This window comes from Paenibacillus peoriae KCTC 3763 (assembly GCF_000236805.1).
GTDB lineage: Bacteria > Bacillota > Bacilli > Paenibacillales > Paenibacillaceae > Paenibacillus > Paenibacillus peoriae.
Window position 1 is genome coordinate 113,846 of the sequence record NZ_AGFX01000041.1, and the last position, 13,574, is coordinate 127,419.

The 13,574-nt window shown below is 47.1% G+C and carries 14 protein-coding genes; 2 read left to right on the forward strand and 12 right to left on the reverse strand.

Features of this window, described 5'->3' with window-relative positions; all coding sequences use genetic code 11:
• Window positions 1-57: 57 nt before the first annotated feature.
• The 8 genes from KQI_RS0121615 to KQI_RS0121650 all read right to left on the reverse strand — a co-directional run bounded on the left by KQI_RS0121615 (window position 58) and on the right by KQI_RS0121650 (window position 6,100).
• Complete coding sequence (locus tag KQI_RS0121615) at window positions 58-1,314, reverse strand: M14 family metallopeptidase (protein ID WP_010348958.1); 1,257 nt, start codon at window positions 1,312-1,314, stop codon at window positions 58-60.
• Between the two features lie 118 nt (window positions 1,315-1,432).
• Entirely contained in the window at window positions 1,433-2,242 is an 810-nt protein-coding gene (racE, locus tag KQI_RS0121620; protein WP_029390279.1) for a glutamate racemase, read from the reverse strand.
• A gap of 209 nt (window positions 2,243-2,451) precedes the next feature.
• The gene (locus KQI_RS0121625; RefSeq protein WP_010348961.1) at window positions 2,452-2,778 is read right to left on the reverse strand and encodes a YtxH domain-containing protein; all 327 of its coding nucleotides are present in this window, start codon (window positions 2,776-2,778) and stop codon (window positions 2,452-2,454) included.
• A gap of 98 nt (window positions 2,779-2,876) precedes the next feature.
• The gene (locus KQI_RS0121630; protein ID WP_010348963.1) at window positions 2,877-3,524 is read right to left on the reverse strand and encodes a helix-turn-helix transcriptional regulator; all 648 of its coding nucleotides are present in this window, start codon (window positions 3,522-3,524) and stop codon (window positions 2,877-2,879) included.
• A gap of 8 nt (window positions 3,525-3,532) precedes the next feature.
• Window positions 3,533-3,973 carry a DUF86 domain-containing protein gene (locus KQI_RS0121635; RefSeq protein WP_010348964.1) on the reverse strand — a complete coding sequence of 147 codons (441 nt, stop codon included), beginning with the start codon at window positions 3,971-3,973 and terminating at the stop codon, window positions 3,533-3,535.
• Between the two features lie 24 nt (window positions 3,974-3,997).
• A complete protein-coding gene (locus KQI_RS0121640) occupies window positions 3,998-4,285 on the reverse strand; it encodes a Dabb family protein (RefSeq protein ID WP_007429783.1) in 288 nt (95 codons plus the stop codon).
• Window positions 4,286-4,365: 80 nt separating this feature from the next.
• Entirely contained in the window at window positions 4,366-4,791 is a 426-nt protein-coding gene (locus tag KQI_RS0121645; RefSeq protein ID WP_010348965.1) for a phage holin family protein, read from the reverse strand.
• Between the two features lie 181 nt (window positions 4,792-4,972).
• Window positions 4,973-6,100 (reverse strand): polysaccharide deacetylase family protein, encoded by a 1,128-nt coding sequence (locus KQI_RS0121650; protein ID WP_010348967.1) that lies wholly within the window; start codon window positions 6,098-6,100, stop codon window positions 4,973-4,975.
• A gap of 1,008 nt (window positions 6,101-7,108) precedes the next feature.
• Between KQI_RS0121650 and KQI_RS0121655 the strand changes: the two genes are divergently transcribed.
• Complete coding sequence (locus KQI_RS0121655; RefSeq protein ID WP_007429779.1) at window positions 7,109-7,693, forward strand: helix-turn-helix domain-containing protein; 585 nt, start codon at window positions 7,109-7,111, stop codon at window positions 7,691-7,693.
• Between the two features lie 211 nt (window positions 7,694-7,904).
• Here the strand turns inward: KQI_RS0121655 and KQI_RS0121660 are convergent, their stop codons facing one another.
• The 4 genes from KQI_RS0121660 to KQI_RS0121675 form a co-directional block, all read right to left on the reverse strand.
• Window positions 7,905-9,602, reverse strand: coding sequence for a ribulokinase (locus KQI_RS0121660; protein ID WP_010348968.1), 1,698 nt, complete (start codon window positions 9,600-9,602; stop codon window positions 7,905-7,907).
• Window positions 9,599-10,309 carry an L-ribulose-5-phosphate 4-epimerase gene (gene araD, locus KQI_RS0121665; protein ID WP_010348970.1) on the reverse strand — a complete coding sequence of 237 codons (711 nt, stop codon included), beginning with the start codon at window positions 10,307-10,309 and terminating at the stop codon, window positions 9,599-9,601. Before araD ends, KQI_RS0121660 begins: the two co-directional genes overlap by 4 nt.
• Before the next feature lie 362 nt (window positions 10,310-10,671).
• On the reverse strand, window positions 10,672-11,778 hold the full coding sequence (locus KQI_RS0121670) for a GntR family transcriptional regulator (protein WP_010348971.1): 1,107 nt from the start codon (window positions 11,776-11,778) through the stop codon (window positions 10,672-10,674).
• A 197-nt stretch (window positions 11,779-11,975) separates the two neighbouring features.
• Window positions 11,976-13,127, reverse strand: a complete 1,152-nt coding sequence (locus KQI_RS0121675; RefSeq protein WP_010348974.1) for a sn-glycerol-1-phosphate dehydrogenase — start codon at window positions 13,125-13,127, stop codon at window positions 11,976-11,978.
• Between the two features lie 165 nt (window positions 13,128-13,292).
• On the opposite strand from KQI_RS0121675, the gene KQI_RS0121685 reads away from it, so the two are divergent.
• A complete protein-coding gene (locus KQI_RS0121685) occupies window positions 13,293-13,496 on the forward strand; it encodes a hypothetical protein (protein ID WP_010348975.1) in 204 nt (67 codons plus the stop codon).
• Window positions 13,497-13,574: the final 78 nt, after the last annotated feature.

Below are 13,574 nucleotides of genomic sequence, written 5' to 3' on the forward strand. Positions count from 1 at the left end.
AACGTGTTCCCCTACATACGTACGAATGAATCATTGCGTTTCAGTCGGCTTTGTCTTTTACCATGATAGCACTGCTACCATTAACATACCCACTTCTGCTGCAATGTCGTCGTAATCACGCATGGGCAGCGGGTTTACGCCCAGACCGACCTCAACTGTAAACCCCGGTTTACCAAACCGCTGTATAAACCAATCCTTGTAGCCTGCATCGCTCCCCCTGAGCTTTATCGCCCGATATCCTGTCGCGGCAGCTAGCCGCAAGGCCAAATCTCTGCTCTCCTTGGGCTCCAGATCCCGATAATTCCAATAGATTTCCTGTCCCTGACTGTGGATGGATAACACCATATCAAACTGTTCGCGCTCCGTCAGCTCGACAAGCGCCCTGGATTCCGGCTCAGACAAAGGTGCAGGTCCTGCATAGTCTCTTCGAGACGGCCCTGTTTTACCCCGTCTGCGCACCTCCTCTTCCCAATACGCCGGAAATTGATCGTTGAGGTCGACACCACGAATATTCGCCTTCCACCCCCGATAATCAGCACGGCCTTCATTCCATTTTCTGAGGTTTCGATACATCGGATGAGTCGGAAGCACACCCTGCTGCACCAGTTCTACCCCGTCCGGGTTGACCATCGGTACCACCCATAACGAGGCGTGCTCCAGCAAATCCTGCGGAGAACCACCATACACCCATGATGAAGTCCCCGATTGCTTCGCTCGCTCCCCCCGGAACTCCCTTTTTTCCTGTTCCCTGGCAGCACTAATTCCTTGCGCATATTGTTCTATAAAACGCAGCAAACAAGGCGTCGTCAGCCATTCATTAGCATGTACAGAGGCGTTGGCGTGAATTTTTCGTGCTCCTTTCCCGATGCGTACATAAGGGATATCCTTCCCCATGACGCTCGTGCCGATGCTGCCAACTTCAATAAACGGATACCTGCGGGCCAAGGCCGCAAGGTCTTCCATCAAATCCTCATACCCATACTCTCCACGCAAACGTACAATCTGATCCTGATGACCATCAGGAATAACAATTGTTTGCCCTTCCACAAACTCATGCTCCGCAAGTTCGGGATTCGCCAGCAGCAGTTCATCAAGTTCCACACCAAACTGCTTGGCAATCTGCCTTGCGTACCCACCGGGCTGAATGACGTATTGACGATCCGCTGACGGACGAATATATAACACTTGACCACAAATCAGATAGGGTTGAGTGGTGGCCCACGGATTATCTGCGATCAAGGTATCCGCCGTTAATTTAAAAGCCGAGGCGACCCGGTGCAATGTATCTCCTTTTTGAACGATGTATCCTCTCATCTTCTACGCCCCTTCCATCTGCCTTAATGCATGTTATGCAGATGCTGCGTGTCTTGATGTAGCGAAAAGCAAAACAACCGTCTTCTTTTGTCCAATGACAAAGAAGACGGTTGTCTCGTCAATCCAGGTTGGTCACTTGCCAGACGACAGGGGTTTGCCGAATTTGCTCCCCGAGCCACTGGGCGGCAATGCGTTGAAACAGCTTCGGATCACCGGAGCAAAAAAGCTGATGCACCGGCGTTTCATCCCCGGCCTCCAGCCTGCCCTTGTTATACAAAATGGTACTCGTCTCACGAGCCGTTTCGTCTGCCGAGCTAATCAGCTTCACCGCAGGACCCATCACTTCCTGAATCGTTTCCTTTAAAAAAGGATAATGTGTACAACCCAGAATCAGGCAATCCATCGGATACGCTTGAATGGGCTTCAGCGACTCCTCTACAACCTGCGATGTCGTCTTTGAATGGAACTGTCCTTGCTCCACCAAAGGAACAAGCGCAGGACAAGCGTGGCTCACCACGTCTACATAGGGAGACAACTGCTTAAGCGCAGCTGTGTATGCTCCGCTTCGGATGGTGCCGACAGTCCCAATCACCCCGACATGTCCGGTGGTAGTTGCGCTGATCGCAGCACGAGCCCCGGGATGGATGACTCCAATCACCGGAATGGACACCTTTTGGCTTATATAGTCCAATGCCGCGGCTGTTGCCGTATTGCAAGCAATAATAATGACTTTCGGATCAAACTGAATCAGAAAATCAACCATCTGCTCCGTAAATTTCTTAACCTCTTCCGATGGTCGGGGGCCATACGGGGTGCGCGCAGTGTCTCCAAAATAAATGATTTTTTCCCGCGGAAGCTGACGCATGACTTCTTTGACAACCGTCAAACCTCCTACACCGGAATCCAATATTGCAATCGCTTGCTGCACGTACACACCGCTTCCTTTTTTGTTCAAATATAAGTTGTTCCCTATCGGGAAGTTATCCGTTGCTACATATCTTATGTCGCAATCAAGTAAAAGGTACCCCAAAAGATTACCCTAAAACGATGAAGTGAGCAACAAAAAGGCTTCACCCGGATGGGAGAAGCCACGAATCCAAACGATACTCAGTTATCTCACCTATCGCTTACAGACAATTACAGAGCATCTTCTTCTGTATCCTCTTGAACAGGTGTGGATGAAACGCTGGCCTCATGAATAATTTCGCCGTCTTTTTTACGCCATTGCCCAATTTCATGAATGACGGCTGAGGCCGCTTCCTTAATCTTGTCCGTATACTCGATTGAGGTATCTGAAATTTTCCCCGCAAGCTCTTGTCCCTTGTTGGTTACGTGACGCGCCTGATCTGTAATATCCTGACGCAACTCGCGACCTGACTTGGGGGCAAATAACAACGCAGCCAGTGAACCGACAAGACTACCTGCCAACGCGCCACGGATAAAGCTTTTGTAGTTCTCCTTCATCATCATCTCTCCCTTGTGCCCGGGCGAATGCCCATCTGTTAGTGCATTATAAGCACGGAAAGCTTGTCATGATACAGGGAACAAGCCAGAAAAAGCTTTTACTTTTTTCGGGAGCGGATACGGTACAAGCAGCAACGGCCTCCATCTGCCAAACAATCCTCACGAACCACCTCGGCATCAAGCAGCTCCTCAAACATTTGCTGCTCACATTCACAAGCCTTACGGTAGCGGCCTGCAATTTGAGCGATGGGGCAATTGTACTCCACAAGAGAGTAACTGCCATCCGCTTCTTCGCGCCACTCTGCCATATAGCCAGAAGCGTTCTGAATACTTGAAAGCTTTTCCACACGTGAAGCCAGTGTAGTCTCACTTACCATATGTGGGGCGTATCGCTTCATCATTTTTCGTTTTCTACCATCAAACAGAGAGTGAACGGCTTCCATTCCCTGCTCTTCATCCAGTTCCTCTAACAGTTCCAGCAGCAGATGATCATAATTGCGGGGAAACTGCTCACTGCCCTGCTCGCTCAAACTGTATAAAAACGTCGGACGTCCCATCGCCTGTCTCACAATCGTAGCTACGATCAGCCCATCCTGCTCCATCAATTTGAGATGCCTGCGCACCCCCATTTCGGTAATGCCCAATTGAGCTGCCAAGCTTCCGACGCCCACAGGTCCCTGGGTTTTCAATAGTGTCATAATCATGCGCCTGGTAGGCATTTCGGGTACGATATACTTATCCGTCACTTTTGCCTTTACACTCCCTCGGGCTGCGTACCCAATTCCTTATTTAAATAATCATGCACGCTGAAAACAAAATGCTCCAGCAACTCAGGCAGCTTAGGTGTGAGCGGGTGAAGACTTGTCCGGTCCCAATGAAAATACTCCTGTACTAGAGGTTTACGCAAAGATACCAACTCTAACAGCGAACGAAATACGGTATCATCCAATACGCCTTCCTCATGAATGATACCGATAATATCTTCATAGCTACTGGCGTCGCGCATAATAAATCCGTCAATGATATAGCTTCCTACGTCCGTTACCGTCTCAATTGCCAGATGAAGGCAGCGCTCCTGCACCAGCCCCTGCAACAACTCCCCGTTCCAGATGCCAGATATATGGCGGAGTCCTGCGGCAATATCGGGAACGGCCTCTAGGCGAAGCTCAATTTGTTCCCGGTTGACATAATACAAGTTACTTCACCTCCAGTCATCACTTTAGATTTCATAATCAACTGCGATAGATACATCCTTCGCTTCATTCATGTGTACAATGATTTCCTGATGCACAGGGTGTACCTGATACGTTTGCAGATCCTCCAGTGTTTCGACAACAGCTGTAAGAGAAATATCGTAAGATCGTTCTGAACGAATTACATCCGTACCTACCTCGAGCGACAGCAATTCTTTGATCTTGCCATTCATGCTGCGCAAAATGGATGCCGTATGCTCAATGCTTTCAGGGGAGCGGTCTTTTAACTTGAACAAAACAATATGTTTAATCATGCGTATAGGCTCCTTATCTTAAAATGTTCTCTTGAAAATTTTATCATAACGCCCCACATACGGAAAGAAGCATTGTAATTCTAGCGATCTTTTCCTCCATCTTTCCCATCAGACTCCTTGTCCTTCAGCAGAGCAAAAAAACTCTTGAGCTTCGGTGGGAGCGGCAGACCCATTCGTGAGCAGTTTTCCGTAATAGAGATCAGTTCGTTGGATAAATAAAAATACGTCGCTGCTCCTTTCATAATTTCCGTCCCCATCAGGAGATCCACGTGATGTGCCAAAGAAATTACCATTAGCATAAAAGCCTTTCTCATCAAACCCCAAAAACCAGCTTTGCTGCTCAGACCTTGTCCAGTCTTAATCGCTGCGGCAACTCCTGTCACATAATCAATAGCCATTGCAAATGTGAATAGTACCATCAGCTGATTCCAGCCGCCAAAAGCAAACGTAATAATGGCTCCTGTGGTAGCGCAAAACACACTAAACATGCCTGGATTAATATTCATACCTACTCCTCCTCTCGGGGCGGTTACTGTAATATATGCAGCGACGCAGCAACCCGTAAAGCCATATAACCTGTTATGGATGCTAATTCATAGATTCATATAACAAACGCCAAGCGGAGTCTGTAGGCACAACAAAAAACCGTGGAATTTATCCACGGTTCTCACCATTCATTCTATTCAATTAACGATGATCGTTCCAAAAATTAAGCGGAGTCAGGTTGTTATTCAATGGCTCGAACGAATAGCCTTCTTTTTGCAATGCCGCCATGATTTGTGGAAGCACCTTGATCGTAGATGGCTTATCATGCATCAGGACGACAGGTGTTCTGCCCTGCTTTTTCAATCTTCGAATATCACTTAGAACAGTCTTTACAAAATGCTCGGGATTTTTGGTATAACGCCAATCATTCGAATCTATATTCCAATCCCAAATATGATAGCCTGCACCTGTCAGTTGGTCGCGGTAGGCTTTCTTCAAATACGGTTTGCTGCCATAAGGCGTACGAATTAGAGCAGTGCGTTTCCCAGTGGCCTGGAATAAAATCTCATTATCCTGATTCATTTCTGCAAGTGCTGCTGCAGGAGATGCATAGATTTTCTTTACCTGATGGCTCATTCCATGTAAACCCAGACCATGCCCCTCTTCTACCATTCTCTTCATCACAGCACTATGTTGACGAATTTCTGGTCCCAGCATGAAAAAAGTAGCCTTGGCATTATATTTGTCCAGAATATCCAGTAGCTGTCCGGTGTGCGCTGTAGGACCATCGTCGAAGCTCAAATAAATCGTACGGCTGGATGAGGAAGCATTCCCCGTATTACCTGTGTTGCCTGGCTTGACAGCCGCATGCTGCTTGATTTCTGCCGCGAATTTATTCACGAATTGTGCATCAGACAGACTGGCATTTGCGTTTTGAATACGATACAGATTACTTGACGGAATGGTGATGGTAAATCCGAATGCATCTGTCAAAGTTCGGATTGGCACCATCGTACGTCCTCCACGTTCAAAAACATCACCTTCGGTCAGACTCAGCGTAAAGCTGCGGTTATGTCCAGTCAATATCAGTGTGTTTCCGCTTGCCGAAGCAGAAATGCCCATCTTTTGCCCTAATATAACGATAGGTACATACAACTTGTCATTTTTCATCACTGGATGAATCGTATTGGAATCTAGTAACACATCATTGACCCCTAGCAAAGGAGTCTTCGCTTGTGCACTCGCCGTATTCGTATGTATACCCAGCAGCCCCAAACAACAGATTGCCATCAAGCATACTGCCATCCATTTTACTTGTAAAAGTTTCATCCATTACACCATCCTGTGCTGTATTTTATTATCTGCGGGAGCTATCTCTAGCTTGTCTATGAAGTTATACAGACATGACGATATAGACATGGCAATATAGACATTCACTCAACATTTAGAACATAAACGCATCTCAACCGACTGAACTCAAACGTCTTTTTCGTCCCCCATATATATTAATAGATTACCAGACTGTAGTAAGTAAATATAGGAAAACAATTTGACAACAATCTCGCAACCCCAACTGTCCGATAGGTTACAAAATTGTGAATAAATCATCTATGGATGGAACTCAAGTGAATATAACAAAAAATAGGATGGTAGGGATCTATCCGTAACTTTCCACTCCTTTAATAATTGCAGTCGTTCATGTGGTTCTATCATTGCAATAGATACCTGCATTAGAGAATGTCACTTGGGACTGATAAGAGGTAAACTCATTTGGAGATGCCCGATTCATGCGGTACTGGGTAGGAAAAAAAGACCTTGAGAAATTATTTCACTCAAGGCTTTATATGTTATCATGTTTTCTCTTTAATGAGAGGTAATTCCCCTCAGACATATAAACACCAGTTATTCTTTCATTAATAAACCTTGTTACATCAATCGGATCATATTCTTCATTTGATCAATATATTCTTACTACATTTTCCATACCACCTAAATACCATCCCTAAAAAAAGCAAGCAGTATTACCATTACCCTTTTACAAAGCATCTAACTGCTAACCCTCCTTTTTCTCGTTGCAAAAATAACATGTTGAGCTAAAAAACCATTTTTCTCTCTAAAAATCTTACGATCACAAGAAAAGAACATATTACCTCCATTTCCATAAAAAACACCACTTTTTAAATATCGGCACCTTAAACTTCCAATTTTATAGGCCTAATGGTCCTTATTTTCCATAAACCGGTTAAGCCCATGGGATTAAAAGAAAATCAGGAGGAGAGTCACTTGCAAAGCCCCCTTCGGATATAGTAGTATGTGTTTAAAAAAATCGGAGGATATATGCCTAAACAACAAGACAAACATTCCATTCAGGCGTGGTCTCTGATCAATCGCAAATATTTGGGAAAAGGTGTGCGTGTTAAACGTTTTCGCAAGCCAACACGCTGTCAAGTACGCAATCGCGTTCTGCTTGCCGTTCTGATGGCGAATGACATTAAACTGTCCCAACTTGCCGAAGAGCTTTCCATCTCCTCACGCAGCGTCAGCGCGTGGGTATATGAAGGCCGTATTCCTGGCAACACCAATCTGGAAAAGACGTGTAATACACTTGGTTATCCGCACCATATTCTGTTTAATGAAGAGGTTGTTCGGCGTTCACCGCTCATCTGTCAACCAGCACCGTCTCGTTTTATGAAACGGACTGTAACTCGTTCTCCGGTCAAAAATCGGATCTTGGCGGGTCTATGCATGGTTCATGATATTTCGGTGACCGATGTCAGTCATTGGATTGGCGTCCATCCCGGCACATTCCGAAAATGGTTGCACCAGGGTACCGTTCCTTCGCAAACCTTCCAGGATCAGGCGGAACAGTTTTTCCGTATTCCCAAATCCATTTTGTTTGCTGATGCCATGCTGAAAAAGTAAAAATGTCCCTTAAAACGAAACTATTGTAGTTTTCATGAAAGTCTTTGAAAGGAACGCATTACCATCTTTCATTTGATGAGACTTTCACACCATGCGATTCACACAATATAACAAGCAAAAAAAAGCACAGTTTGCCGATTTCTCGGTGTACTGTGCTTTTTTAGATACCATAGAGCCTCACGAGGCTTCTGATTTATATGTTCTTTAACTCTTAAGATTGAGTGCTTGTCACTTCTGATGAACGTCCGGCTTCTTCCTTGATCGCCTTCAGCTTTTTCATGACCGGGTTGCCTCCACGTCCAAAGTAGTCGTGAAGACGGCTGTATTCCTCGTACAGCTTATCGTATACGGTAGCGTTCTCAGGGATCGGCTTGAAGCTTTCGTCCCGTACACGTGCCATATGGCGCGCTGCTTCGACGATATCGTCATACCCCCCGGCTTCAGCTCCCGCAGCCACGGCTGCGAACATAGCCGCGCCCAGCGCAGGCGTTTGGGTAGAAGCTGCCACCTTGATCTCACGCCCGGTTACATCGGCATAAATTTGCATCAGCAAACGGTTTTTCTGCGGCAATCCACCGCACGCATACAATACATCTACCGGTACACCATTATGATGGAACGCATCGACAATTTTACGTGTGCCGAATGCTGTTGCTTCCAGCAATGTACGATACACTTCCTCTGGCTTCGTCAACAGCGTATACCCGACAATCAGACCTGTCAGGTTGGTATCAACCAGCACAGAACGGTTACCGTTCCACCAGTCCAAGGCCAGCAATCCGGTTTCACCCGGTTTATATTCAGCCGCTTTACGCTCCAGCCATACATGGACGTTTACGCCTTCCGCAGCTGCCTGCTCCTTTACCTCAGCCGGAACAGCATGCTCCACGAACCAAGCGAAAATATCTCCTACTGCCGATTGTCCAGCCTCATATCCGTAATATCCTGGGATAATTCCGTTCTCTACAACGCCGCACATACCTTCTACTTCTTTTTCTTCCTCACCCAGCAGCATATGGCAAATAGAAGTTCCCATCGCCATGACCAGCTTGCCTGGTGTAACGACGCCTACTGCCGGAACAGCCGCATGTGCATCCACATTGCCTACCGCTACCGCTGTCCCCGGGTTCAGGCCAAGTTTGGCAGCCATTTCTTCTGTCAACCCACCTGCCCGGCTACCCAGGTCATAAATTTCACCGCGCAGCTTTGTATCTGTCAGATTTTCCAGACGCGGATCAAGTGCCTTAAAAAATTCACGGTCCGGATAACCATCGCGGTGATGGTAAATGGACTTGTAACCAGCTGTACACTGATTGCGTTTCAGTTCTCCACTAAGCTGAGAAATAACCCAGTCGGTCGCTTCCACAAAACGGTCTGTCTGATCATAAATGTCCGGTGCCTCATTCAGAATTTGCCAGATTTTTGCGATCATCCATTCGGAAGAAATTTTCCCTCCATAACGGGGCTGAAACGCCTCTCCGCGCTGCGTAGCAATTTCATTCAAACGATCTGCTTCATCCTGTGCTGCATGGTGCTTCCACAGCTTTACCCAGCTATGCGGGTTATCCTTCAGCTTCTCATCAAAGCACAACGGTTGCCCTTGTGCGTCGATCGGCAGCATCGTACAAGCTGTAAAATCAATTCCGATCCCGATGATGTCGTCTGGGGAAATTCCCGTTTCCTTCATAACTGCAGGTACAGAAGTGGTCAGCACTTCAATATAATCAGCCGGATGCTCCAGCGCCCAGTCCATTTCCAGCTTGCGTCCGCTGCCAGGCAATACTTCATCAATAACCCCATGGCGATAAGGTGTTACATGTGTAGCAATTTCAGCTCCATTTGACAGGTCAACAATGACCGCACGCCCGGACTCCGTTCCATAATCGACACCAATGGTATACTTGCTCATTTGTGTGCCTCCTCCTTCTTCGTTTGCCCATAATAGGCATTTGCCCCATGCTTGCGCAGAAAATGCTTATCCAGCAACGCCTGATCCATCGAGGTTAATTCCGGATTCAGGATGAGGGAACGGTATGCCATTTTGGCGACTTCCTCCAGCACAACTGAATTATGAACTGCATCATGAGCATTTTTACCCCAAGTGAACGGCGCGTGCTGATTCACGAGTACACCCGGGATGTCTGTTGGACTAATATCCTTAAAGGTCTCAATGATCACATGTCCTGTCTCCAGCTCATATTCCCCGGCAATCTCCTCCGCAGTCATCGCACGCGTACATGGAACGCTTCCATAAAAATAGTCGCCTTGAGTTGTACCTAACGCCGGAATCGCACGTCCTGCTTGCGCCCAGCTTGTAGCCCAGGAAGAGTGGGTATGCACAATGCCTCCAATTTGCGGGAAAGCACGGTACAACGCCAAATGTGTAGGTGTATCTGACGAAGGGCGAAGATCACCTTCAACAATGTCACCTTGAAGATTAAGCACAACCAATTGCTCGGCTTTCAGGTCTTCATAGGCCACACCGCTTGGCTTGATAACAACCAATCCCTGCTCACGGTCGATACCGCTTACATTTCCCCAAGTAAAAGTAACCAGACCATGCTTTGGAAGAGCCAGATTGGCCTCCCATACTTCCTTTTTCAATTGTTCCAACATGTATAAGACACTCCTTTTACTATCATTTCTGAAATCTGCAATGGAAGTGACTGAACCCGACTTCAAATAGAAAATGACAGGAGGGCCGTAATGGCCCTTTACCCTTGGTTCCGCTTTCATTATACACTTGTACGTACAACTTAGCCAGTCTTTTTTTATCTCATTTTTCGATCAATTTCCACACCCGTTTTCAGAAAAAACATAGTAAAAACAGCCTATTTTCTGCAATTGAGAAAACAGGCTGCTTGGTATGACGAGAAGCGTGATGAGAAGCATGTCAATAAAATATGCAGCTTAGAAGCTGTATTCTCACCAACTTGTCTTTACATGTTAAGAATAAAGAAATGGATATGTTTTTGTTTTTATGTTTCCCGGGTATATTCCGAAGCTGGTCCCGTGGATTCGCGAACAATAAGCTCAGGCGGTATAATCCACTGACGATCCTCTTCACGATATCCCTTCTCTTCAATCATCGACAGCATGGTGTCGGCAGCACGCAGCCCCAATTCTTCCTTGGGGTGTCGAATGGTCGTTAGTTTGATTTCCGTTGCTGTCGCCAAAAATGAATCATCAAACCCAATCAGCGATAAGTCAGTGGGAATGCTCAGGCCCGCCGAACGTACAATATCCAGCAGTCGAACAGCCAGCTCATCATTATAGGTCACCCATCCGGTCGGGCGCTCCCCCGCCTCCATCGCCAACAGCTCCGATGCACGTTGTAACGGAAGCTCATTTTTTTCTTCTGTCCGGTAAGTCGTTACTGCATTCGGGTGTAATGTCACCCCATATTTGCGGTGAGCAGCCACAAATCCCTTCATACGCAAAATTCCCTGCATATCATCGGTTTTGAAAAATCCGGCCAACCGTCGGTGACCCAGCTTGATCAAATGCTCAGCCGCCAAAAAGCCACCCTTTTCATCATCCACACGCAGACAAGGCGCATCCATTTCCTCATAACGCGCATTGATCATCAAATAAGGGATTTGGCGATTTTCCACGGTCAAGTAATAATTCAAATTGGGATTGCGCTCCCCGCTTTTGGTCGGTTCAATAATAATCCCGCTCAGCGGCTGACTCAGCAGCATTTCCAGACACTGGCGTTCCTGCTCGGGGTCATTCCCTGTGCTGGACAGCAGCAGCTTGTAGCCCTGACGGCTTAATTTGGATTCAATTCCCTGTACAATAGAGGGAAAAATATAATCCGATATATAGGTCGTAACCACCCCAATCGTCCGTGGATCTTCAGGCTGCTTACGATCTCGTGTCGCGACAAAGGTCCCTTTGCCCTGCATGCGAAACAGCCAGCCTTCCTGTACCAGCTCGCCCAGCGCCTGACGCACTGTTTGCCGACTAACGGCAAATTGCTCAGACATTTCATGTTCAGATGGAAGCTGGCTTTGAGGCTCCAGTTTGGATGAATGAATCCATGATAAAATTTCCTGTTTAACCTGTATATATTTGGGTGCCATAATTTCCTCCGTACTTGCAATATCGTGTACCCGTTTGTATTCCACGATTATAGCATATCGTTCATTTGTACATACAAATGTTATAGGAGCAGGATATCGTTGTATAGCTGCCGGAGGCGTAAACCCAATCGTTAATCCCTTCCTTGCTACACATGCTTAATTGAGTGTCTAAAAACCATTTGTATAGATGCTGCACATTACGAACGAAGCAGTTGATGCTCGTTCATATACTTGAGCCCTGTGTAGCGGTCACGCAAAGTATGGGCTGTGCGCAAAGCACGAGCAAGCTGCTCATCCGTAACCCCAAGCTCGGCAATCGTGGAGGGGCCCCCAACCTGAGCCAGCCATGCACGCATCTGTTCCGATGCAGGCAAGTCCCGATATACGTTTAAAGCCTCCACATCCTGGCTGGCAGCCAATTCCCTGTACATGTCAGACAGCAAAGCGGAAGCTACGCCCACTTTGGCACCATGCAAAACCTGCTTGCGTCCCTCTGCAATAAAATCCATTTCAATTCGGTGGGAGATATGGTGTTCTCCCCCCGACGCTGGACGCGAATGATCGATCATCAGCATCGAAATACCGGAGGCAATCAGTGCATTCATCAGCACCTCGACGCCTGCCTTGCTGCCTGCCGCAATCTCATCGACATGCTCTACACAGGCACGTAAAGCCTCCTCGGTAATGCGGTTAGCCACGGGTGAATACGGCTCATTTCCCAAATCTCTGGATACATGCCAATCCGCTAATGAGGTGAATTTACCGAGCATATCGCCAAAGCCTGCGGCAGTCATCGTCTGTGGTGCACTCGCCAGCACGGACAGATCCGCAAAGATCGCTTCCGGCGGAACCGCCTGAAACGTTTGCTTGCTGCCGTCTACGATCAGCGGCGCACCTGCGGAGGTAAAACCATCCACGGAAGCGGCCGTTGGTATGGACAAGAACGGACGGTTCATTTTATAGCACACAAAGCGAACCAGATCGTGAATCGTTCCTGAGCCTACAGCCAATACAGCCTGACTCTGATCCTTCACACCCAGCAGCACCTTCATAATGTAGGTTTCATCAGCGATGACATCTCCCACAGCATTGGGAGGCAGCCGTACGACATCAACCGTCAACCCTGCCTCATGTATCAGCTTAGCCACCTTTTGGCCTGCCGCTGCCGAAGTATGCTCATCCTCTACCAAAGTTACATGACGATACCCCTGTTGGTTCAAATAAGGGACAATGGCTTCAAGCGCTCCATCACGCACCTCGATGAACAGCTCTACCTTGCGGTGGGGATGATCAGCGTTGCTTGCCTGCGCCTCTGCGTTCCACTGCTTGATCTGCTCATTCATATTCATTTCATCAGCCTCCTGAAAAGGAATAATTTGCATAAGAATGACCCATAATGATAAAAAATTCAGTTTGAAAACGATTACTACTCAATTGTACGCACAAGTTGATGCCCAAGTCCAGAAAAAAGTACAAGTTACGATTGAATTCATGTTTTAGAAAGGAATATGATTATGAAATATAGAACGGACATTGCCTGCTCGCTTGGATTGCTGGCAGGTACGACCTTTGGCAGCGGTATTGCTTTTTTGTTCGGCTGGCAAGCCTATCGAGCTCTGACCTCTGTCAGCGTCTTTGGCATTGCTGGAGTTATCATCACCATTGTCGTTTTCCGCTTGCTTCACCGCAAGTCGGTTTCTACGTCCAATTCCCGATAAATTCAATTCGGTGGAATAACTCGCAATTTGTACCTGTCCGCATACATAAAAAACGGGCCACACAAGCTATTTGCAGCG